The 23370-nt window shown below is 68.7% G+C and carries 16 protein-coding genes; 7 read left to right on the forward strand and 9 right to left on the reverse strand.

Features of this window, described 5'->3' with window-relative positions; translation table 11 throughout:
- Positions 1–43 precede the first annotated feature (43 nt).
- On the reverse strand, positions 44–3397 hold the full coding sequence (locus tag AL072_RS11840; RefSeq protein ID WP_045580155.1) for a transglutaminase family protein: 3354 nt from the start codon (positions 3395–3397) through the stop codon (positions 44–46).
- A 262-nt stretch (positions 3398–3659) separates the two neighbouring features.
- Here AL072_RS11840 and AL072_RS11845 point away from each other — a divergent pair, with 262 nt between their 5' ends.
- Together AL072_RS11845 and AL072_RS11850 are read left to right on the forward strand one after the other, a co-directional pair.
- Complete coding sequence (locus tag AL072_RS11845) at positions 3660–4571, forward strand: hypothetical protein (protein ID WP_245636669.1); 912 nt, start codon at positions 3660–3662, stop codon at positions 4569–4571.
- 32 nt (positions 4572–4603) lie between these two features.
- Positions 4604–5509 carry a lysozyme inhibitor LprI family protein gene (locus AL072_RS11850; protein WP_045582268.1) on the forward strand — a complete coding sequence of 302 codons (906 nt, stop codon included), beginning with the start codon at positions 4604–4606 and terminating at the stop codon, positions 5507–5509.
- A 32-nt stretch (positions 5510–5541) separates the two neighbouring features.
- On the opposite strand, the gene AL072_RS11855 is transcribed toward AL072_RS11850, so the two are convergent.
- Positions 5542–6450, reverse strand: coding sequence for an aldose 1-epimerase (locus AL072_RS11855; protein ID WP_045580153.1), 909 nt, complete (start codon positions 6448–6450; stop codon positions 5542–5544).
- Positions 6451–6734: 284 nt separating this feature from the next.
- On the opposite strand from AL072_RS11855, the gene AL072_RS11860 reads away from it, so the two are divergent.
- Entirely contained in the window at positions 6735–9500 is a 2766-nt protein-coding gene (locus AL072_RS11860) for a serine/threonine protein kinase (RefSeq protein ID WP_045580152.1), read from the forward strand.
- Positions 9501–9582: 82 nt separating this feature from the next.
- On the opposite strand, the gene AL072_RS11865 is transcribed toward AL072_RS11860, so the two are convergent.
- Positions 9583–10152: a peptidylprolyl isomerase gene (locus tag AL072_RS11865; protein WP_045580151.1), complete on the reverse strand. Its 570-nt coding sequence runs from the start codon at positions 10150–10152 to the stop codon at positions 9583–9585.
- A gap of 217 nt (positions 10153–10369) precedes the next feature.
- Here AL072_RS11865 and AL072_RS11870 point away from each other — a divergent pair, with 217 nt between their 5' ends.
- From AL072_RS11870 to AL072_RS11885, 4 genes are read left to right on the forward strand one after another with little or no spacing between them, the layout of a single operon-like run.
- Positions 10370–12067 (forward strand): intermembrane phospholipid transport YdbH family protein, encoded by a 1698-nt coding sequence (locus tag AL072_RS11870; protein ID WP_045580150.1) that lies wholly within the window; start codon positions 10370–10372, stop codon positions 12065–12067.
- A gap of 8 nt (positions 12068–12075) precedes the next feature.
- On the forward strand, positions 12076–12324 hold the full coding sequence (locus AL072_RS11875) for a YnbE family lipoprotein (protein ID WP_045580149.1): 249 nt from the start codon (positions 12076–12078) through the stop codon (positions 12322–12324).
- Positions 12321–12689, forward strand: coding sequence for a YdbL family probable chaperone protein (locus AL072_RS11880; RefSeq protein ID WP_052709853.1), 369 nt, complete (start codon positions 12321–12323; stop codon positions 12687–12689). Before AL072_RS11875 ends, AL072_RS11880 begins: the two co-directional genes overlap by 4 nt.
- A gap of 8 nt (positions 12690–12697) precedes the next feature.
- Complete coding sequence (locus AL072_RS11885) at positions 12698–14740, forward strand: O-linked N-acetylglucosamine transferase, SPINDLY family protein (RefSeq protein ID WP_045582266.1); 2043 nt, start codon at positions 12698–12700, stop codon at positions 14738–14740.
- On the opposite strand, the gene AL072_RS11890 is transcribed toward AL072_RS11885, so the two are convergent.
- The 6 genes from AL072_RS11890 to AL072_RS11915 all read right to left on the reverse strand — a co-directional run bounded on the left by AL072_RS11890 (position 14731) and on the right by AL072_RS11915 (position 23328).
- On the reverse strand, positions 14731–15399 hold the full coding sequence (locus AL072_RS11890; protein WP_245636670.1) for a hypothetical protein: 669 nt from the start codon (positions 15397–15399) through the stop codon (positions 14731–14733). The two genes, AL072_RS11885 and AL072_RS11890, sit on opposite strands and share 10 nt — an antisense overlap.
- A 179-nt stretch (positions 15400–15578) precedes the next feature.
- Positions 15579–17951, reverse strand: coding sequence for an LPS-assembly protein LptD (locus tag AL072_RS11895; RefSeq protein WP_045580147.1), 2373 nt, complete (start codon positions 17949–17951; stop codon positions 15579–15581).
- Between the two features lie 155 nt (positions 17952–18106).
- On the reverse strand, positions 18107–19528 hold the full coding sequence (locus AL072_RS11900) for a homospermidine synthase (RefSeq protein ID WP_082108772.1): 1422 nt from the start codon (positions 19526–19528) through the stop codon (positions 18107–18109).
- A 161-nt stretch (positions 19529–19689) separates the two neighbouring features.
- Positions 19690–20976, reverse strand: a complete 1287-nt coding sequence (locus AL072_RS11905) for a type III PLP-dependent enzyme (protein ID WP_045580146.1) — start codon at positions 20974–20976, stop codon at positions 19690–19692.
- 464 nt (positions 20977–21440) lie between these two features.
- A complete protein-coding gene (locus AL072_RS11910) occupies positions 21441–22022 on the reverse strand; it encodes a 1,2-dihydroxy-3-keto-5-methylthiopentene dioxygenase (RefSeq protein ID WP_045580145.1) in 582 nt (193 codons plus the stop codon).
- Between the two features lie 97 nt (positions 22023–22119).
- Positions 22120–23328 carry an MFS transporter gene (locus tag AL072_RS11915; protein ID WP_045580144.1) on the reverse strand — a complete coding sequence of 403 codons (1209 nt, stop codon included), beginning with the start codon at positions 23326–23328 and terminating at the stop codon, positions 22120–22122.
- Between the last annotated feature and the right edge of the window lie 42 nt (positions 23329–23370).

Genomic DNA, 23370 nt, shown 5'->3' on the forward strand with positions numbered 1-23370 from the left:
GACGGCCTCATGCGACGATGGTCAGGCGGCCGCCGGCCGGTCTTCAGCCGCGCCGCAGGTCGAGGGTCATCGGGAATTGCGGGTTCCGCTCCTCCGCCGGCACCTCCATCGGGCCGGGGGTATGGCCGAAGGGGAAGAAGCGGGCGAGCCGCCGGCCTTCCGCCTCGTTGGCATTGACCGGGAAGGTGTCGTAGTTGCGGCCACCCGGATGCATGACGTGATAGGTGCAGCCGCCGATCGACCGGCCGGCCCAGCTGTCGACGATGTCGAAGATCAGCGGGGTATGGACCGGGATGGTCGGGTGCAGGCAGGACGGCGGCTGCCAGGCGCGGTAGCGCACGGCCCCGACGAACTCGCCCTCGATTCCCGTCGGGATCAGCGGCACCCGCCGGCCTTTGCAGGTGATGACGTGGCGGACGTCGGTCAGGCCGGTGACGCGGACCTGAACCCGCTCGACCGAGCTGTCGACATAGCGCACCGTCCCGCCGCCGCCCGGCTCCTCGCCTAGCACATGCCAGGGCTCCAGCGCCATGCGCAGCTCCATGGTGATGCCGCGCTGGTTGACATGGCCGTAGATCGGGAAGCGGAAGTTGAGGTGCGGCGCGAACCAGCTGTCCTCCAGCGGATAGCCGTGGTCGCGCAGATCCTGCAGCACGTCGGCCATGTCCTGCTGGACGAAGTGCGGCAGCATGAAGCGGTCGTGCAGGTCGGTGCCCCAGCGCACCAGCCGGCCCTTGTAGGGGTGCTTCCAGAAGCGCGCGACCAACGCCCGCATCAGCAGCTGCTGGGTCAGGCTCATCTCCGCATGCGGCGGCATCTCGAAGGCGCGGAACTCGACCAGCCCGAGGCGGCCGGTCGAGCTGTCCGGCGAATAGAGCTTGTCGATGCAGAACTCCGCCCGGTGGGTGTTGCCCTGCACGTCGACCAGCAGGTTGCGCAGCACCCGGTCGACCAGCCAGGGCGGGCAATTGCCGGTCGCCGCCGCCTGGTCGATCTGGTTGAAGGCGATCTCCAGCTCATAGAGCTGGTCGTCGCGCGCCTCGTCGACCCGCGGGGCCTGGCTGGTCGGCCCGATGAACATGCCGGAGAAGACATAGGAGAGGGCAGGGTGGTTCTGCCAATAGGTGATCAGGCTGCGCAGCAGGTCGGGCCGCCGCAGGAAGGGGCTGTCGGCGGCGGTGGCGCCGCCCATCACCACATGGTTGCCGCCGCCGGTGCCGCAATGGCGGCCGTCGATCATGAACTTCTCGGCCCCCAGGCGTGACTGGCGCGCGTCCTCGTAGAGGGTGATGGTGTTGCGCACCAGATCGTCCCAGCTGGCGGCCGGGTGGATGTTCACCTCGATCACGCCCGGATCCGGGGTGACGGCCAGCGAGTTCAGGCGCGGATCCTTCGGCGGCTGGTAGCCTTCGATGACCACCGGCATCTCAAGTTCGACCGCCGTCGCCTCGATCTCGGCCAGCATCGCCAGATAATCCTCCAGCGTGCTCATCGGCGGCATGAACAGATGGAGGCGGCCGTTGCGCGCCTCGCAGGTCAGGGCGGTTCGGACCACCCACCACGCCGACTTGCCCTCCTCGGGCATCTCGTCGCGGACCTCGGCCATGATGCGCTGGCGCTGGGCGATCCGCTTGTCGGTGTGGACACCGCGGTCGGATTCCTGCACGGCGCCGCGGATTTCCTGCCGGCGCTGGACCGGGTGCGGCGGCAGCGGACCGCGATCCTCGAACGGGTCGGTCTCCCAGGCATAGGGATAATCGGCCTTAGACACCCAGGGCAGCGAGCCGATGGGCAGGCGGTAGCCGACCGGGCTGTCGCCGGGGATCAGCAGCAGCCTCTCCTGGCGCAGCGGCCAGGTGCTGGACAGCCAGACCGGCCCCTGCTGGGTCATGCGGCGGTTGATCGGCAGGGCGAAGCCCACCGGTTCGGCCAGCCCGCGGGTGAAGATGCGGGTCAGCCGCTCGCGCTCCTCCTTGTCCTCCAGCTTGCTGTTCAGCGGATCGACGTTGACGGGAAGCTGCGATTCCTTGCGCAGGTAATGCCAGGGATCCTCGTAGGCGCCGAGCACCAGGCTGGGATCGAGGCCCAGCCGCTTGGCCAGCGCCACCAGGAAGACGCCGGCATCCTGGGCGGTGTGGCCGTAATCGGTGTCCTCGCGCGCCAGCAGGTCGCTGTTGGCCCACAGCGCTTCGCCGTCGCGGCGCCAGTAGACCGTCATCGCCCAGCGCGGCAGCGATTCGCCGGGATACCATTTGCCCTGGCCGAAATGCAGAAGCCCGCCCGGTGCGAAGCGTGCCATCAGCCGGTGGATCAGGTCGGCGGCCATCTTCCGCTTCTGCGGTCCCAGCGCCGTGGTGTTCCACTCATCCCCGTCCATGTCGTCGATGGAGACGAAGGTCGGCTCGCCGCCCATGGTCAGGCGGACGTCGCCGGCCTTCAGATCCTCGTCGACGCGGTGGCCGAGCGCCTCGATGGCCGCCCATTGCTGCTGGCTGTAGGGCTTGGTGACGCGCGGCGCTTCGTAGATGCGGGTGACCGACATCTCGTGCCCGAATTCGACCTCGGCCTCGTCGACCATGCCGGAGATCGGGGCGGCGGAGGAGGCGTCGGGCGTGCAGGCAAGGGGGATGTGCCCCTCGCCCGCCAGCAGGCCGGAGGTGGGGTCGAGCCCGACCCAGCCGGCGCCGGGCAGGAACACCTCCGTCCAGGCATGCAGGTCGGTGAAGTCGCTCTCCGGCCCCGACGGGCCGTCCAGCGCCTTCTGGTCGGCGGTGAGCTGGATCAGGTAGCCGGAGACGAATCGCGCGGCCAGACCCAGATTGCGCAGGACCTGCACCAGCAGCCACGCCGAATCGCGGCAGGATCCGGTGCGCTTGGTCAAGGTCTCCGCACAGGTCTGGATGCCCGGTTCCATGCGGATGACGTAGCCGATGTCCTGCTGCACCCGCTGGTTCACCGCGACCAGGAAATCGATGGTCGGGGTCTTCTCCCGCGGGATGTCCTGGAGATAGGCTGCGAGTTCCGGGCCCGGCTCCTCCGTTTCCAGATAGGGGCGCAGCTCGCGCTGCAGCCAGTCATCGTAGGCGAAGGGGATGTGGTTCGCCTTTTCCTCCAGGAAGAAGTCGAAGGGGTTGATCGCGGCTATCTCGGCGACCAGATCGACCTCGATGATGAACTCCCGCGTCTTTTCGGGAAAGACGAAGCGGGCCTGGAAGTTGGACTGCGGGTCCTGCTGCCAGTTCAGGAAATGCTGCTTCGGCGTGACCTTCAGGGAATAGCTGAGGATCGGCGTCCGGCAATGGGGAGCCGGGCGCAGCCGGATGATCTGCGGCCCAAGGGAAACCAGCCGGTCGTAGCGATAGATCGTCTTGTGGTTCAGCGCGACGTGGATCGCCATGGAAAACCCCGCCTCATGCCTGTTCGATGATGATCGCGCCCCGGTTCGCTCCGGGGTCGCCGTTGCAACGGTATCACCGAAAAACCCGCCCCGACAGGGCGCCCGGACCCGGGCGCTACCGCAGTTGCGAAAAAGTCACGAAGTTTCGCAGGACGTGCGCTGCGGCTTTCTTCCGTTCGTGTTACCCTTTATATCCTGAGCGAACAGGGCAGGGGCTGCGGCAGGGGTCGGCGTCCGGATGATGTCATCAGCCGTGTCTTCCATGAAAGGCGACATGCGCATGTCGGGCGGCGACGCCGGGATGGGCGGTGCCGGGCGCGGCGTCGTCACCGGAAAATACTTCAATTTCAAGCCATTGCCACCACCCGACGACATCCTCGGCAACCCGCTGGTCGTCCCCAACCTGCCGACCCACAAGCTGCCGAAGGAGACGTTCGGCAGCCGCATGCGGCGCTTCTTCGCCCGGCTGAACCTGGGCAGCCAGTCGGCGGAAACCCGGCTGCGCTGGAAGCTCCACGACACCATCCAGGCGACCATGGCCTCGCTGTCGCCGGCAGTGACGCCGGTGGCGGGAAGACGGGCACCAGCGAAGCATCGCAAATTGTCCGTGCCGGTCATCGTCGTGCGCCACCCCTATCACCTGCGCCATGTGTTCGAGTTGCTGCCGCAGATTCCCGATACGCTGGCGGTGGAGCGCCGGTTCCTGGAATTGCTGATGACCCGGGCGCTGAAGCGTTATGGCGAACAGATGGCGCTGATGAAGGGCAGTCCCTTCTCCTTCGAGAACGAGGCGCGGGAATATTTCTTTGCCGGATTCCGCATGGAAAAGCAGATCAAGAAGGTCAACAATCCGGACGAACGGTTCGCGGCGCTCCAGGCCATCTACACCGCTTATTTCCACGGCCGCAACTATTACTACTTCGCACTGTTGCGGCGGGAGAAGCTGGCGCCCGACAACAAGCTGTTCATGCTGTTCGCCAGGGCGGTCTATTTCATGGCGCGCGTGGACTGGAACGGAGAGCTGTTGGAAAAACCCAATCCGCGGTCGATGCCCAGACGCGACGACCTTTTCTTCTTCGTGGAACGTGACAAGACGGTCGTGACGCGCTATCGCACCGACCAGGATTTCCAGCGTCAGGTCAAATCCGTCCTGGATGCCTTCCCCGCCTCGTGATGTCCCGCTTCCCATCCAAGGTTCCCGATCCGATGCGTGCCCTGACCCTGGTGAGCGGCCTGCTGGCCGCAGGCTCCCTGCTCGCGATGCTGGCCGCCGCTCCGGTCCTTGCGGCGCCAGCCGAGACGCCGGCCCCAAGCCCGACCGAGAGCCCGGCCCAGAATCCGGCTGAGGCGCCCACATCCGATGCGTCGGCGCCCGGTTGCGAGGCCGCCGAAACGCCGTCGGCGCAGCTGCTCTGCCGGGATGCCGGGCTGGCCGCCGCCACGGCGGAGATGGACGCCGCACTGAAGGCGCTGGGCGCCACCACCGACGACACCGGCCGGGCCGCCATCGACGCCGGGCAGACGGTTTGGCGCGCCCGCCGGGACGAGGTCTGCCCTGTCACGGCATCCGACCTCGCCGAGTCCAAGACCGCCAAGCTCCGCACCGACTGCCTGCTGCGCGTCACCCGCCAGCGCACCACGGCGCTGGCGGCGGAGCGGCAGGCCCGCTCCCGCCCGGTGGCCGACCTGCCGCTGGCGGTCACCGGGGCCGCCGCCCCCCGGTTCGCCGCGCAGCCGCCGCGCGTGGCGCCGGTCAACCGGACGGTGACCCTGTCGGCGCTGGCCGGCCGCTGGGCCAAGGCCGATCCGAACGACCGCACCGCCATCGACGATTGCCGCAGCTCCTATCTGGAGATCTCGGCCGAGCGCAGCCTGCATGCGGTGGACGCCCGGCTGCCGCAGTTCCCGCTGGAGGGCACCCTGGCGGCCGATGCCGACCCGACCCGGGAGATGGCCGTGCTGCCGGCGGCGGACCAGTCCGCGGCGGATGCCGCCGGCCGGCCGGTGGCGACGCTACGCCTGCTGCCCGCCGATTCGGCGCGGTTCGACCGTCTGGTGCTGCGCATGGCGCCGCCCGCGACCTTCGCGGCCGAGTTCCTGCGCTGCCGCTAGGGTCGAGCGGTTCCGCTTGAACCGATCACAGTCTAGAGTCGCGACACCAGGAAGCGCACCGTCACCGACAGCCGTTCGCCCGGCGGTAAGGCGATGACCCCGGCGTCCGGCTCGTCGGTGCGATTCAGCGCGTCGGTCATGTGGGTCACCGGCTCCAGGCACAGGTAAGGCTCGCCCGGCGGGGCGTAGACGATCAGATGGCCGAACGGGCCGTCGGCCAGCATGGTCAGGCGCAAGCGCTCCCGGGGCCGGTCTAGGATCGCCGTCCCGTTCCAGCCGGTGAAACCGTTGTCGAGCGCCACATCGTCCATCACCACGCCATGCCGGAAATCCCAGGCCGGCGGGAGCGGGCGGCGCTGCCGGGGCAGGATGGTGTCGTCATTGTCCCAGACGGCGCGGACGTCGGCGGTCACCCGGCTGCCCGGCGGCTTGACGAAATAGGGGTGCAGGCCGAGCCCGGACGGCATGTCACTGTCCGAGTCGTTGGTGAGATCCAGCCTAACCGTCAGCCCGTCGCCATCCAGCGCCACCGTCTGCGCCGCCCGGTAGCTCCAGGGCCAGTCGCCGGTCCGCTGGGTCGTCCGATGGGCGAAGCCCATGCGCAGGGCGTCGTCGGCAACGGCCTCCACGGTCCAGGGGGTGGCCCAGCCATGGCCGTGGATGCGGTGCGGTGATCCCGGATCGGGGGTCAGGACGATGTCCCGTCCCTGGAACGCGAACCGGCCGCCGCCGATGCGGTTGGAGAAGGGGACCAGCGGGAAACAGGCCATGTCGGGAGCGAAATCACCGGCCAATGCGCGGTCGGAAGCGCGGCGGAACAACTCGACCGGACCATCGGTGGTCGACAGGCTCCAGCTTGCCAGCGAACCGCCGCAATGCGGGGCCGCGGTGAGTGTCATCGGCCCGTGCCGCAACGCGATGATGGTGGCGGTCCGGATCATGCGTCTCTCCCATCGTCGGCGTCACTGGTTTTATCGCACATGCGAAGACCGAAGGGAACGGCCGCCGCCTGCTGCACAAGGCTGACACAGTTGGTGTGTCTTTGACGAAAAATGTGGGTATCGTACATTCGTCCTTTACCGTCGCCGGGCGATCATGCGGCGGTGAGGCCGTCAGGAGGTTGCCGGGCGGTTGCGGCTGGACCGGACAACACCGTTCCGGCCGACTTGTTTCACCGGTTGCGGGCCGGATCATCCGCCTGGATCGTCGCTAGGAAAGGCTTGGAGTGTCCAGTCCCCTGCTCAGCCGCGCGGTGCCGACACCGCCCCCCTCGGCCGGCGTCGTCGACGAGGCGGACCTGTGCGGCGACCTGGCCGATTACCATGCATTGCCGTCGCGGCTGGTGATCGGCGTGGTCCTGCGGCCCCACCTGGACCCGCTGTTCCTCACTCCCACCGAACTGATCCACCTCGCAAAGCCGTTGAAGACCTGTCTCGACCAGGGACAGTTGGCGGAAAACGCCATCGCCAAGGTCGCGACGGTCCAGGCCCGCATGCCGGGGCAGGAGCAGCAGGCACGCCGCAAGGCGATCCGCGCCGCGGTGGACGAAAGCTGGGCCCGGGCCCGGGCGGCGCAGATCGCCTTCGCCTCGATGCCGCGCGGACGCACGCCGGTCGACTGGCTGCTGACGCAAGGGACCAAGACGCCGACCGGCGACGCCGACTATGACCTGCGGGTGGCGTTGAGCCTGGAACTGGTGGAAATCAAGAGCTGGAGCGGCAAGCTCGACCGCCTGCTGGAGCTGCACCAGTGGGACCGCGACCTCCGGCTGGCTGCGGCCGCCGACGGGGTGATCGGCGACATCCTGGCCTCGTCCGCCGCCGGGGCCGAGCTGTTCGGCGCCAACCTGATGCCCGGCACCCTGCTGACCATGCTGTGCGACCTGCTGTTCGGCCGCATCGGCATGGAGGCCATGGGGCCGAACCGCGTCGGCGTGCTGAACGCCCTGTTCCGCCAGGGCAAGCTGTCCCAGGCGCGCGCTGCGGTTCTGGACCGCATCCGCCGGCAGTTGAAGGCGCCCCAGCCGCTGGGACGCGGCGCCTTTGACCAGGAAGCCGAGCAGTTGAAGACCCTGACCGGCCATCTGCTGACCCGCGACGGGCTGATCGGCGGAGCGGCGATGGCGGACGCGCTGACCGTACGCTATTCGCGCCGGCTGGAGCAGGGTGGGGCCAGCGCCTACCGCCGTTCCATCGTCGGGCTCAGCGAAGGCCAGCCGGACCTGATCTGCCGCATCCATTACCTGACCCGCATCGCCGCCGTGCCGGCCGGGGAGCGCCATGCCGACGAGGTCGTTGCCTCGCTGGAGGCCGCTGCCGGAAACGAGCTGCTGATCGAAAACATGCTGGTGCAGACGCCGGACACGGCCCTTCTGGAACGCTCCTTCGCCGGTGCGATGGCGGCCATCCGCTCCGCCCCGCTTCCGGCCGATGCCTGCGAGCGCATCGCCACCCGCGCCGAACGCGCCGTCGACGAGTATGTGAAGACCGGACAGCTTGCCGCCCGCCTGAAGCAGGTGGAGCCGGTGCTGCGCCGCCGCACCATCCGTCTGGCCGAATTCGCCTGCTCCGGCCTGGTCCGGGAGGATGGGGCGCTGCCGCTGATGCGCCAGCACATCCTGGAGATCGTCCGCCAGCCCCAGTTCCAGGTGGAGCTGGCCCAGCCAGACAGCGACGTCGCCCAGGCGGAGGTCCGCCGGTTGCTGGAGCTGCTGGACCGCCTGCGCCGGATCGCCACCGCGGCTTCTCCGCCGCCGGGCCCGCTTCCCGCCGCGCAGACGACACCACCCGGTCCGCGCAGCGCCGACACGGTCGCCCATCCGATCGCCGCCAATCCAGCGGCCAAGGCGCCGGTCCGGACGGCACCGGCACCAACCGCGCCTGCCCAAGTGGTGCCTGCCCGGATGCAGCGGCAGGTCGAGACGGTCATGGTGACCACGCCTGCGGCATCCGCCGGGGCCCCGCCAGCCGCCCCGTCCGCCGTCCAATCTGCGGCGCCTGCGGTGTCGGCCGGGGCCGAGCCTTGCCCCAGCTGTTTTGCCCGCAGGCCCTCACCCTCTTCCTCCACCGGTCCCTGCGCCGAATGCGGATACCCGGCCAGGTCCGACAACCGCCCTGGCGTGCACCTGGCACCGGGCACGTTGCTGCATGGCCGCTACAAGGCCGGGCGGGTGTTGGGCCAGGGCGGCTTCGGTGCCACCTATCTGGGCTGGGACGACCGGCTGCGGGTGAAGGTGGCGATCAAGGAATATTATCCGGCCAACCTGATCTCCCGCCTTCCCAACGCCGCCGCTGTCTCGCCCTTTTCCGACGAGCATGGCGAGACCTTCGCCGCCGGGCTGGCCAAGTTCCTGGAAGAGGCGCGGACCCTGGCCCGCCTGCGCGACGTCCGCGAGATCGTCGGCGTACAGGACTTCTTCGAAGAGAACGCCACCGCTTATCTGGTGATGGAACTGCTGGAGGGCCGCACCATGAAAAAGTATCTCGCCGACTGTGGCGGCCGGATCGACGTGAAGCGGGCGCTGTCAGTGGTGACGCCGATCGCCAAGGCGTTGCAGGCTATCCACGACCAGGGGCTGATCCACCGCGACATCAGCCCGGACAACATCTTCCTGACCAATGCCGGGGACCGCAAGCTGCTGGATTTCGGCGCGGCCCGGCAATCGGCACGGACGGACGCCGGTCTGACCGTCATCCTGAAGCCCGGCTATGCCCCGCCGGAGCAATATTCGAACGAAGGCCGGCAAGGGCCCTGGTCGGACGTCTATGCGCTGTGCGCCACCCTCTATCTGGCGCTGACCGGCCGCACCCCGCCCGACGCCACCGCCCGTTTCATGAACGACAAGGTGCCGCGGCCGGCCGAACTGGGCGTGACCCTGCCGTCCGGATTCGAGAAGGCGCTGATGGCTGGGCTCGCCATGCGCTGGCAGGACCGGCCGCAATCGATGCGCGACCTGCTGCGTGGGATGACCGCAGGTTTGACCGGCGGCTGACCAGTGTCCGGTGCCGGAATCCGGGCATGGAAAAGGGGACCGGCGCACCGGTCCCCCTTCACGATCGGTATCGACGACGAAATTACTTCGCGTCGGCCGCGACCTGCATCTTGACGATCTTGTCCGGGTCGGTGACCTGACCGTTGCGGCCCTGGTTGCCCTTCTTGATCATGTCGACGAACTCCATGCCCTCGACCACGCGGCCCCAGACGGTGTACTGGCGGTCCAGGAAGGAGGAGGGCGCGAAGCAGATGAAGAACTGGCTGTCGGCGCTGTCCGGATCCTGCGCACGGGCCATCGACAGGGTGCCGCGGATGTGCGGCGCGCTGGAGAACTCGGCCTTCAGCTTCTTGCCGGAGCCGCCCATGCCGGTGCCGGTCGGGTCGCCGGTCTGGGCCATGAAGCCGTCGATGACGCGGTGGAAGACGACGCCGTCATAGAAGCCCTGGCGGGTCAGTTCCTTGATGCGGGCGACGTGGTTCGGCGCCAGGTCGGGCCGCAGTTCGATCACCACGCGACCATCCTTGAGGTCGAGGTAAATGGTGTTTTCCGGATCCAAGGCCTTCGCCTCCCCTTGCGAGACTGTAAAGAACGAGACAGTGAAAATCGTGGCGAACAGGGCCGCCATCAATGCGCGGGTCCACCGCTTCATGCGAAACACTCCGATGAACTGAAATCCGCGCAGCGGACCATAGGGGAAAAGCGGGGGAATGCAAAGCCGCGCTGGCGAGGTTGGCGATCCACCAAAGGTCACGGACGAAAACGCCCGGCCGGGGTGTTCTTTCGGGCATGGACATGGCACTGGGACATGACATGTGTATGGGGGATGAGGCCGCGAGCGGGTCGGGAAAAAGGGGAAGGGGACTCCGGTGAGGCTGGCACGGGCATTGGCGGGAATGGCGGCGGGAACGGCGGCGGCCACGGTGACGCTGGGCATCGCCGCCATCGGCGGCGCGATCCTGGCCGGCCCGACCCTGCTCGGCGGCCTCGCCACCGAGGCGATGCGGGAGGCCGGCTTTGCCGGGGCCGCCGTCCAGGTCACCGGCCTGCGGCTCGCGGACGACTGGCGTGGCCTGCGCCTGGAGGTCGCCGCCGACAGCGGCCCGCTGGAGGCCGCCGCCGCGGCACTGGATCTGCCGATGGCGGGACGCGTCGCACTGTCCGGCGCACTCGTCGTGGCACCGGACGGCGGAACGGCGACGGCCACCCCCGACGGCTGCCTCTCCGTCACCGCCGAACGCCTTGCCGTCAGCGGCCAGCCGCTCGTCCTGCCGGAGGGGGGAAGCCTGTGCGCCGTCCCTGATGCGCCGCTGCTGCGCTGGTCGCCCGCCACCGCGGAGCAGGCTGCCCTCGGACTTGCCGCGGAGGTCAGGACGCCGCGGCTCGATGCGCCCGCCGTCACCCTGCGGGCCGAACAGGTCATACTGCGGCTGGGGCAGGCGGCAGGCGGGCGCAGCCTCGAGGCCACCGTCGCCAAGCTGACCAACACCGCCAAGCCGGCGCCCGTCGTGCCGCTGGCCGTCACCCTGCGCGCCGCGCAGACGGGGGAAGAGCCCTGGACAATCGACGGCACCGCCAGGGATGCGCAGGGCATCCTTGCCGTCACCCTGACCGGCCACCACGACCAGGCGGCCGGCGCCGGCTCGCTGGAGGCGGTGGCCCGGCCGATCCGGCTCGCTCCGAAAGGCCCCGGCCTCGCCGCCGTCTCGCCGCTCGCCGCCGGCCTGTTTCAGAAGACGTCCGGCACCCTGTCCGGCAAGGCGACGGTCGCCTGGGGCGCCAAGGGCATGACGACCGGCGGGCAGGTGGTGCTCAAGGATCTGGCCGGCAATGCCGGCCCGGTGACCGTTGCCGGGGTGAGCGGCACGGTGGCATTGTCGAGCCTGTCGCCGCCGGTGATCCCAGCCGGCCAGAAGCTGACGATCGGCCTGCTCGATGTCGGCATCCCGCTGACCGACGGCACCCTGCTGTTCGGCTATGAGCGCGACGGACGGCTGGATGTCGACCGGGCGCAATGGCGCTGGGCCGGCGGCACGCTGCGCGCCGATCCGTTCAAACTGGCACCCGACAAGCCCAAGGGCGCCGTCACCCTGCATGCCGACGGCATCGACGCCGCCCGGCTGCTGGAGTTGATCGCCGTCGACGGGCTGGAGGCCAGCGGCACGCTCTCCGGCACCCTGCCGGTGGTCTTCGCCGGCGACCGCGTGACGCTGGATGGCGGCGTGCTGGAATCCACCGCTCCGGGCACCCTGCGCTACGACCCCGCCAACCCGCCGGCCGCGATGAAGGGAGAGGAGGGCAGCCCGACCGCCATGCTGATGGGGGCACTGACCGACTTCCGGTATGAGACCCTGCGAATCACCATCGACGGGGAGGCCGGCGGCGAACTCAGCGCCGGCCTGTCGCTGCGCGGTGCCAACCCGTCATTCTACGATGGCTATCCGGTTGCGCTTAACCTTAAGCTGTCGGGCGCGCTCGACCGGATTCTGCGCCAGAACCTCGACGTCTACCGGATTCCCGACACGGTGCGGGACCGCATGACCGGCTTCGACCAGAAGGACCCCTGACCGCCACCATGGTGACCATTCCCCTATCCCTGCGCCTGCTGGCCGCGCTGCTGATCCCGGCCGCGGCGGCCTGCTCCCCCACGGTGAAGATCGAAGCGCCCGACAAGCCCATCGAGATCAACCTGAACGTCCGCATCGAGCAGGAGGTGCGGGTCAAGCTGGAACGCGACGTAGACGACGCCATCCGCAACGACCCCGCCCTGTTCGGCCTTCCCACCGATTCCGCTCCCTCCTCTGCGAAGGGGAAAAAGCCATGACCAGCCATCTCATGACCCGCCGCCGCTTCACCCGGCTGACCCTGTCCATCCTTGCCGCCGGGCTGCTGGCATCGTCCCTGCCGACGCTGGCGCTGGCCCAGGACGCGCTGGCCGCCGCAAAGGCCGCCGGCCAGATCGGCGAGCGTCCCGACGGGCTGGTCGGCACCGTCCCCGGCGCTCCCGCCACAGCCCAGGCGCTGGCGGCGCAGGTGAACGCCCAGCGGCTCGCCCGCTACCGGGAGATCGCCCAGGGCAACGGCACCGCGCTCGACAAGGTCCAGGCGGTTGCCGGGCAGCAGTTGATCGAGCGCACGCCGGCCGGCCAGTTCGTGATGACCGCTGCGGGCCAGTGGCAACGCAAGTGACCGGGCAAGTGACCGAAGGGTCCGGCATCGCCGACCTGCGCCGTCGTCTGGCCGGAAGGCCGGGCGACGGCGCGCTGCTGTCCGCACTGTTCGGCGCGCTCGACCGGGCAGGGCAGGCCGGCACGCCGGAGGAGGCGGTCGCCCGCTCCAATCTCGGCGAGGCGCTGCGCCGCCAGGGCCGGCTGGCGGAGGCGGAGGCGCATCATCGCATCGCGCTGGCCTGGCTGCCGGAGTTCGGCGGCAACCATTACAATTGGGGCGTCACCCTGCAGGCGCTCGGCCGCTTGGCGGAGGCTGCGGACGCCTATGGCGAAGCGGCCCGCCTGATGCCCGGCTTCGCCCCCGCCGCCTGCAACCAGGGCGTCCTGCTGCGCGACCTCGGCCGCCTGGATGAGGCGGAGGAGCCGTTGCGCCGGTCGCTCGGCCTCGATCCGACATTGGTGCCCGCCCGGCTGGCGCTTGCTGCGCTGTACCGCGACCGCGGCGACCTGGAGCGTGCAGTCGCCGGTTTCCGTACCTGCCTGTGTCTGCGCCCCGATCTGGCCGAGGGGCAGGCCAATCTCGCCTTGGCCTTGAAGGAGCGGGCGCAGCAGGCTGGTGGAGCGCCTGAAGACGGCGGCAGCGCCATCGCCGGCTTCGAGCGCGCGCTGCGCATCGGCCTGCCCGACCCCGGCGGCGTGCTTGCCCAACTGGTGCAGCAGCGCCGGCATCTCTGCCGCTGGGACGGGTTGGGGCCGTTGTCCGACCAGCTCGTCGCCCTGGTGCGCGACGGGCGGACGCGGCAGGGGCATCCCTGGATCTTCCTGGGCGAGGGCGCCGGGCCGGAGTTGGAGCGGACCTGCGCCGAGCGCTACGCCGCCTGGAAGACCGGTGGCATCCGGCCGGCCTTTCCGCAACGCCGCAGCCGCGGTCCAAGACTGCGCATCGGCTATCTCTCCGCCGACTTCCATGAGCACGCCACCGCAATGCTGATCGCCGAACTGGTCGAGCGGCACGACCGCGGCCGGTTCGAGATCGTCGGCTGCTCGACCGGCCCCGATGACGGCGGGCCGTTGCGGGGGCGGCTCGTCGCCGACTTCGACCGCTTCCTCGACCTGTCGGCCCTGCCGGACCAATCCGCCGCCCGCGCGATCCACGGGGCCGGCATCGACATCCTGGTCGACTTGAAGGGGCACACCCAGAATGCCCGCCCCGGCATCGCCGCCTATCGCCCCGCACCGGTTCAGGCCCAATGGCTCGGCTATCCGGGAACGCTCGGCAACCCGGCCATCGACTACGTCATCGCCGACCCGGTGGTCGCCCCCGCCGCCCACCAGCCTTTCTACAGCGAGCGCATCGTCCATCTGCCCGACAGCTACCAGCCCAACGACCGCAAGCGCATCATCGGACCGGTGCCGAGCCGCGCATCCTGCGGCCTGCCGGAGGAGGGCGTGGTTTTCTGCGCCTTCAACGCGCCCTACAAGATCGGCCCGGTGCTGTTCGGCCGCTGGTGCCGCCTGCTGGACCGGGTGCCCGGATCGGTGCTCTGGCTGCTGCACGGAGCGCCGGAAGTCGCGGTCAACCTGCGCCGCGCCGCGGTGGCGAACGGGGTCGCACCCGATCGGCTGGTCTTCGCCCCGCGCCTGCCGGGTCCGGCGCATCTCGCGCGGCACCGCTTGGCCAACCTGTTCCTGGATTCAGGCCCCGTCGGCGCCCACACCACCGCCAGCGACGCGCTGTGGGCCGGATTGCCGGTGCTGAGCGTGCTCGGACGTTCCTTCGCCGGACGGGTCGCCGCCAGCCTGCTGCATGCAGTCGGGCTGCCGGAGCTGGCGGTGGCGGATTGGGACGCCTACGAAGCGGCCGCATGCCGCCTCGCCACCGATCCGGCGGAACTGTCGGCGCTGAAACGGCGACTGGAGGAGGGACGCCTCACCGCCCCGCTGTTCGACACCGACCGCTTCGCCAGCTCCATCGAGACGGCCTATGCCACCATGTGGGACATCCATGCGGCGGGAGCTCCGCCGCGCGGCTTCGCGGTGCCCGCACGGGATGGGGCAAGTCAGGGATAGGCGCAGCGGTCAGCCGTGACCTCGACGAAGGAGCGCTGCGAGGCAGCGATGCTGAAGCGGTATTCGCTGTTGTCGACCACCAGCGACTGATGCAGCGGCAGCACGCCGCTGATCGTGGTGCCCTTGCCGCCGATGCCGGTGATGCGGATCGTCACGGGCTGGCCCGGATCGAACCAGCTTTCGGGGTTGCCCTGGGCATTGTGGGCCGACTGGCCCTCGCCCGACACGGTGATGGTGCCGTTGCCGAAGGTCACGCCGCGGGCACCGCCCTTCAGCAGCGGGGTGCTGAGCGTGAAGCGCTTGGTATCGGTCGGCTGGCAGTTGCGCGGAACCTGGGCCTGGGAAATGACGAAGGCCAGGCGGTTGGCATCCAGTCCACCCTTCAGCCGTTCGGCCACCAGCTGGGCCAGCTTGGCGAGGTCGCCGGTCGGCACCTCGCGCTGCAGGCGGCCCTCCAACTCGGCGACGCGCGCCTCGGCGGTACGGGCGGCATGTTGCATCTGGCTGGCCAGCAGCTCGAGCTCCGCCTTCTGGCGGGACAGCGTCGCGATTTCCTCGCGTAGGGTCACGTCGCGGCCCTTCAACTGCTCGATGCCCATCTGGTAGGAGAAGAGCCCGACACCGAGCACGAGCGTTGCCAGCAGTCCGTACTTGATCACGCCGGCCCTCAGCCGTCGGCGATACCGTCTTTCGTAGTCGTAACGTCCCAGGGTCATGATGCGTCGCGGCAGGCTGTCAGGTCGGGGCGTTAATGGCTAACGGCAACGGCGAAGGGATGCAACCCCCCTGGCCGTCCGTTTCTGCCGCATCCTGCCGTCGCTCCGGTTGCGGATCGCGATTACTGGTTGGACGATCCGCCGCCGAGGAAGCTGGCGTTCAGGCCGGGGCTCTTGAACTCGCCGACATTCTTGAAGACCAGACGGAAGAAGATCGTGTTCCCGTCCTTTTCCCCGGTGGTGCTGATCGTGTAATCGCGCTGCGCCACGGTCTGGAAGATCAGGCATTCGTCCGAATAGGTGAGAATCGCCACGCTGGAGCGCGGCCCCGGCTGCGGTTCCATCGCCTGGGTATGGCCGATTCCCAGGTTCCAGTAGTTGGTAAGCTGCGACGACAGGCCGAAGTTCGCCTGCTCCACCCGGTTGCGGGTGACCGCTGTGCGCGACGTGGTCTGATCGACATAGGTGTAGGCGGTTGACAGCCGCAGCAGCGGCACGCCGGCCGACGCGTTCAGCGAGTGGCGGCGCGGCTTCAAGGTTTCGTGGTCGATGCGGAAGCCGTAATTCACATCCAGCCAGTCGGCCGGCTGCAGGTCCAGCCGCCCGACATAGTCGGACACGCGGTCCTCGAGACCCGACCCGCCGGTGAAGCCGACGCTGCTGTCGGTCAGGCGATGGCTCTGGCCCAGGAACAGGCTGGCCGAGCCTTGGCTATTGCCATAGATGGCGGTACGGATGCCGTAGGTGAAGCGCATGCCGTCGTCCAGCCGGTCGATGCCGGTGAAGCGGTTCGGCTGCAGCAGGTTCACGTCGTCGAACTCGATGTCCAGGCTGTCTTCGTTCGGGAAGACCTTGGAGTTGGACAACTTGGGCGCGACGGTCAGCTGCCCGATCGGCTCGACCAGCTGCGACGAGCTTTCGCCGTAGCGGACGAACGGATAGCGCACAGTCGCCTGCCCTTGCGGGAAGAAGCGGAAGCGGCTGGCGTTGTCGTCGCCGCGCGATGACGGGTCGGCGGTGTTGAACTGCTGCGCCGTGTAGCCGGCGATCAGCACGCTGCCCGACAGGTTGGTGACGAAGCCGGCATTGGAGACGATGTTCCGTTCCCAACCCGGCTGCGCCATGATGCGCTGGGTGTCGGGTCCGCCATTCTTGAGGCGGGAGACCGCCAGCAGGCTGGTATCGAAGGACCAGCGACCGCCGAGCAGGCTCCCCGGTTCGCCCAGCGCATTGTACTGGGCGTAGGGCAGGGTGACCGGTTCGGGAATCGTGTTCCCGTAGCGCATGTCCTGGAAGCTGTAGGCGGTGACCGCCGCATAATTCCGGCCGCGGAAGCCCTCGACATAGGCTTTGCTGGTCAGATAATCCTCGCGGAAGCCGTAATAGCGCCGCAGGAAGGTCGGATCGCTCGCCCGCTTGATGTCGAAGCCGGCGCGCCACGTCTCGTCGATGTCGAACAGCCCGCGCGCTGCGATGTAGCCGCGGTTGCGCGTTTCCTTCGGGACGGTCGTCGAGTTGGCGACGTCGCCGCGGGTGATCGCGCCCTCCAGTTCCAGCCGGCCGTTCTCGAACCGCTTGCGGTACTGGCCGCCGAGCAGCGGTCCCTCCTGCGAGTAATAATGCAGGTCGAAGGTCGCATCCTGGTCCGGTGCGATGTCCCAGTAATAATGGGTCTTGAGGATCGCGCCCATGTTGGAGTCGTTGCCGAAGGACGGCGTCAGGAAGCCGCTCTTGCGGTCGACCGACGGATCGGGATGCGACAGGTAGGGGGTGTAGCCGACGGGGATCCCGAAGATCTCCATCGTCGCGTCCTTGTAGCGGACCTCGTGCTCCTCGTTGTCGTGCACGATGCGCACGGCGCGGATCTGCCACAGCGGCGGCCGGGTCGGGTCCTCCTTGCACAGGTCGCAGGGGCTGTAGACGCCGCGGTTGATGCGCGTCAGCCGGCCCTCGCGCCGTTCACCCTCGTTGCCGGCGACACGGCCGTTGTCGGTCATCAGGACGCGGATGTTCTCGATGAACACGTCCTTCATGTCGTCGGTGAGTTCGGCGTAGTCGGCGAAGATGATGTCGCCGGACGGCTCCACCAGCCGGATCTTGCCGGTGGCGGTGACGATCTTGGTCTTCTGGTCGTAGGTGATCTTGTCGGCACGGACGCTGCGCTTGCCTTGCGCCAGTTCGACGTTGCCGCTGGCCGTGACGAGGCTGTTCACCTCGTCGAACGTCACCTGATCGGCGGTCAGCAGGACGGGATCCTGCGACGCGCGCGGCGAGCCGGTTCCGTTCGCCGCCGGGGCGGCGGCGGGCTTGGCGCCAGGGGCCTGGCCGTTGGACGGCTGGCCGTTCGACGATTGGGCATTCGCCGTGTCCGGAAGGGCCAGATCCACGGCGGCGACCCCGCACGCCACCATCAGCCCGACGATGCCGGAGCGCAGGATGGGGTTGGCGGCGGTCGGAGCTTTGGCGCGGGCGCGCCGGGAGACGTGCTTGGACATGGCTGAACGATTGGGGGAAGCGCAAGCCCAAGTCAACGGTTTCGCAGAGCGTCGGCCGGCAATGTCATCCTGTCGCCGTCCGCCCTGTGGCACCGCAGCCGCAGCCCGCGCCCCGCATGCGGTGGCGCGGGCTGCGATACGTCATCCAAACTCTCTCAAACGACCCGGAAGTTCTTGAACTGCCACGGATCGTCCTCGTCGATGTCCTCGGGGAACAGGACGTTGCGGTCCTGCAGCGGAGTCCAGTCGCCATAGGCGCCGATCACCTCGCCGAGATAGGGTTCGGCGATGTCCAACACCCTGCGGAAATCGACCTCGTCCGGCTCGACCACGCCCCGATTCGGATTCTCCAGCACCCAGACGATGCCGCCCAGGACGGTGGAGGTCACCTGCATCGAGGTGGCGTTGTTGTAGGGCGCCAGCCCCCGCGCCTCGTCGATCGCCAGGCGCGAGCCGTACCAGTAGGCGCCCTTCTCGTGGCCCATCAGCAGCACGCCGAGCTCGTCCATGCCGTCGGTGATCTCGTGCATCATCAGCCGCTGTTCGGCCTGGATGTTGAAGTTCTTGCCGGCCAGTTCGTGCAGCGACATCACCGCGTCGTCGCAGGGGTGATAGGCATAGTGGCAGGTCGGGCGGTAGACGACGCGGTCGCCCTCGCGCACCGTGAAATAGTCGGAGATCGAGATCGCTTCGCTGTGGGTGATCAGGAAGCCGTGGAACGGCCCCTCCAGCGGAGTCCAGGTGCGCACGCGGGTGGCGGCGCCCGGCCGCATCAGATAGATGGCGGAGCCGCAGCCGAACTCGTGCCGGCGGCCGTCGTCGGGCAGCTGCTTCTCGTGCGTGCCCCAGCCAAGTTCGGCCGGCTGGCAGCCTTCGCTGACGAATCCGTCGATCGACCAGGTGTTGACGAACTCGCCGATGCGCTTGGGCTGGTTCGAGACCTGGGTGTCGCGCTCGGCGACATGGATGGTCTTGACGCCGAGCCGCTGCGCCAGCCGTGCCCAGCCGTCGCGGTCGGTCGGCACGTCGGTCACGACCCCGGTGTCGGCGGCGACGTTCAGCAGCGCCTGCTTGACGAAATGCGACACCAGCCCTGGATTCGCTCCATGGGTGATCAGCGCGGTCGGCCCGCCTTCGAAACGGCGGCGCAGGGCCAGCGCCGTTTCGCGCAGCGCATAGTTCGAGCGCAGCGACGGCGACAGGCTGGAATCGGTGTAGCCGCCGGCCCACGGCTCGGTGCAGGTGTCGGTGTAGAAGGCGCCGACCCGCTGGCAGAATTCGATCAGCGCGATCGACGACACGTCGACCGACAGGTTGACCAGGAAATCGCCACGGTCGATCAGCGGCTTCAGCACCTGGAAGAAATTATCGTTGTCGAGCGGGTTGTTGTGGAAGGCGACGCCATACAGCTCCGCCTCCTCCCGCCCGCGCTCCTCGGCGGTGACGATGGTGATCCGGTCGGCGGTAAGTCCGTCGATGTGACGCAACAGCAGTGGCAAGACACCCTGGCCGATCGAACCGAATCCAATGATGACCATGCGGCCTGTGAACGTACAGAGCTTCGTGTCCAGGGCCATGATGTTTTGTCTCCCCGAGGTAGTTTAGGCCAACGACATAAGCCGACGCACTCGCCTCTTCGATAAAAAGGGGGCGAGCTGCGCCGGGCCGGTGAATGTTACGGGTGTCTTTACGCTTTATCCACAGATTCCGGCTTTTCCGCTGACTCCGGCTTTTCCGCTCAGGCGGCGCAGGACTGCAGACGGTAGCCGGGCGTGGCCAACAGCGGCGCGTCCGACACCTCGACGATGCGCGCCTGATCGAAGCCGTTGAAGGCGGTGCGCAGACAGGAGCCGTAGGCGCCGAGCTGCCCTAGCTCGATCCAGTCGCCGGCCTTGATGTCGGCCGGCAGGTGGAACGGGCCGTTCATCCGATCGGCGCTGTCGCAGGTCGGGCCGTAGAAGCTGAACGCCTCCTCGCCAGCGTCGGACATCGCCTCGAACGGACGGATCAGCCGCGCCGGGAAGCGGAATCCCGGCACGCCAGCGTCCGACAGCCCACCATAGACGCCGTCGTTGATGAACAGTTCGCCGCCCCGCCGCTTGACCACCTGCACCACCAGCGAGACGCCGGGGGCGACCAGGGCGCGGCCCGGCTCGCACCACAGGCGGCAGCTTGCGGGCAGGTCGAGCGCCGAGACGCCGCGGGCGATGGCGGCCATGAAGTCACCGAGCGGCGGCGGGGTGACACCCGGATAGGACACCGGGAAGCCGCCGCCGACATCCAGCACGTCGATGGCGACGCCGCTGTCGGCGATGACCCGGCCGGCCAGCGCGATGGCGCGCTCGTAGGCCGACGGATCGAGCATCTGCGAGCCGACATGGAAGGACAGCCCGACCTTCGGCGCCACCGCGCGGACCTCGCGCAGCAGGTCCGCCGCGTCGGCCATGGCGGCGCCGAACTTGCCGGACAGGTCGTAGACGGCATTGCCCTTCGGCAGTGCCAGACGCACGACGAGGCCGAGGTTGGCGGCGTTGTCCGTCTCCTCCAGGATCTTGGCCAGCTCCTCGCGGCTGTCGAGCACGAAGTCACGCACGCCATATTGACGATAGGCGTTGCGGATCGCCTGCCGGCCCTTCACCGGATGCATGTAATGCAGCACGGCGTCGGGAAACATCTGGCGGATCAGCCGGATCTCGCCGGGCGAGGCGACGTCGAAATGGCGCACGCCGCCGGCCCACAGCGCGCGCAGCACCGCCGGTTCCGGATTGCACTTCACGGCATAGAGCACGTCGCCGCCGCGGGCCGACGCGTCGGTCGCCTCGCCGAAGGCGGCGAGGAAGCTGCCGGCGGTGTCAGCCAGCACGCCGGGGCGGATGCAGTGCATCGGCTCTTCCGGCCGGTGCAGGGCGACCGCCTGGGCGACGGTCGAGCGGCGGCCGCTGCCGGACAGCGAAACGGCGCTGCTGTCGTTCATGCCGACGCGGCGGAGCGGGGTGACGGCGGAACGGGAACGCAGGAAACCCATGGCGCACTCCTATCCCCGGGCCGCGGCATGCAAGCCGGCCCGGTGAGCAGACGGCGACCCCAGGCCACGCAGGCAACGCACAGCACAAGGCTGGAGCGCTGGTTGGGCAGCAGGATCGTCGATCGTTCGAATTTGGGAAGGGGGGAGACGGAAAAAGCCGGTGCGAGCAGCGGCCCCGGGCTGTGAAGCTCCAGGCAACGGCGCGTCGTTTACCGGCTATAGGGCTACCGTCTCACAGCCCCACCGTGGGCAGCGTACATACTGACCTCCCTCTCGGGACCGACCCACTGGAATGGCCGGTTCTTCCAAAAAGGACGCGGTACGTCGTAGCATAACCACAGAGGGCCATAGGCACGTGCGGGTGCGTCGTGCCGATTGATTTACGCTATTCGGCCCGCGATTCAAGTGAAATTTTTAAGGCGAGAATGGGGCGGACCGGAGGACGTCAGGGCATCGCCGCGATGTCAGGCTCGAACAGGGGGCTCGAACAGGGGAAAGCGCGCGGCGATGGGATCGCCGGTCGGGACGGCGACCCAGCCATCGGGACGGGTGAAGAACCGGATGGCGGTGAAGCGCGGCCGCGCCCCCATGTCGAACCAGTGCGGCGTCCCGGCGGGGATGCTCAGCAGGTCGCCGGCCTCGCACACGACGCGGAATACGCGGCGGTCGAGATGGATGTAGAAGGCGCCGGCCCCTTCGACGAAGGCGCGGGCCTCGTCCTCGCCGTGGGTATGCTCCTCCATGAACTTGGCCCGGAGGGCGGCCGAGCCCTCGGTCGCCGGGGTGATGCGCACGACGTCGACCGAGCCGAAGCGGCGTCCCGCCTTCATCCGGGCGATGGGGCCGGCATAGTCCAGCAGCACCGCGCCGGCATCGGCGTTGGCGTCGGCGTCAGCGTCAGCGGAAGCGGGCAGGGATGCGTCGATCGCCCAGCGCTCGAACAGGATGCCGATGTGGGCGAGATGCCCGGCCATCAGGTCCGGATCGGCGGTGCTCAACTCCGGCCGGCGGGCATCGCTTTCCAGATAGACGGTCAGGTGACTCAACCCTGCGCACTCCAGCCGCATCAATCCGGCAGAGCGTGACGCGAGATTGTTCGTGATGCAACGAGCCGAAGGACGTGTGTGACCGTTCGCCGCAATATCAGCGGCTGCGCTGGAGCCCAGCCGTGACCGCAACCGCAATCACAAGCAGCAAGCCGACGAAGAGCGCGACTCCGGTCCAGCCATGGTCGTGCCAGAACAACCCGCCCAGCGTCCCGGCGAGCGTGGAGCCGACATAATAGCAGAACAGATAGATCGATGACGCCTGTCCGCGCGCCACCGCGGCCCGCCGGCCGATCCAGGCCGAGACGATGGAATGGGCGCCGAAGAAGGCGAAGGTGAACAGGGCGATGCCGGGGGCGATGGCGAACAGGCTGTCGATCTCCAGCAGCGCCAGCCCGGCCACCATCAGGGCCACCGCCGCGGCCAGCGTGCGGTTGGAGCCGATGCGCCCCGACCAGCCGCCGAACAGCGGCGAGCTGACGACGCCGAAGCTGTAGACCAGGAACACCGCGCCGACGATGGCCGGCCGCAGCTCGAACGGCGATTCGCTCAGGCGGAAGCCGATATAGTTGAAGACCGTGACGAAGCCACCCATCAGCAGGAAGCCCAGCGAGAACAGCCCAAGCAGCGCCGGATCGGTCAGCAACCCGCGCCATGCCCGCGCGAGCCCGCGCAATCCGGCGGCCCGGCGGATGAAATGGCGCGACGGCGGCAGGGCCAGCCAGACGGTGATCCCGGCCGCCACCGCCAGCGCGCCCACCACCCCGACCGCGAGCCTCCAGGTGCCGAGGTCGGTGACGACGGCGGTCAGCACCCGGCCCGACATGCCGCCGATGGCGGTGCCGCCGATATAGAGCCCCATGGCGACGCCGGCCGATTTGGGGTCGACCTCTTCGGAGACATAGGCCATGGCGACGGCGGGCAGGCCGCTCAGCGCCAGCCCTTCGATCGCCCGCACCGCCAGGAAGCCATGCCAGTCCGGCATCAGCGCCCCGACGATGCCGAGCAGGCCGGCGGCGAGCAGGGCCGCCACCATCACCGGCTTGCGCCCGATCCCGTCGGAAATGGCGCCGGCCACCAGCAGCGCCCCGGCAAGGACGCCGGTGGTCAGCGACAGCGATAGGCTGGATTCGGCCGGCGTCACCCCGAACTCGCGCACGAAGTCGGGCAGCAGCGGCTGCACGCAATAGAGCGTGGCGAAGGTGGAGAAGCCGGCGACGAACAGGATTCGGCTGGCGCGGCGATAGGCGGGGGTGCCGGCCTGCAGATAGGCGGTGTCGGCACCGGTCTCGATCTCGTCGCGCACGCCCTCGGCTCCTCGGCAAAATTGGCGCACCGGTCATTTGTG

The sequence above is a fragment of the Azospirillum thiophilum genome, from assembly GCF_001305595.1.
GTDB classification, from domain to species: Bacteria; Pseudomonadota; Alphaproteobacteria; order Azospirillales; family Azospirillaceae; genus Azospirillum; species Azospirillum thiophilum.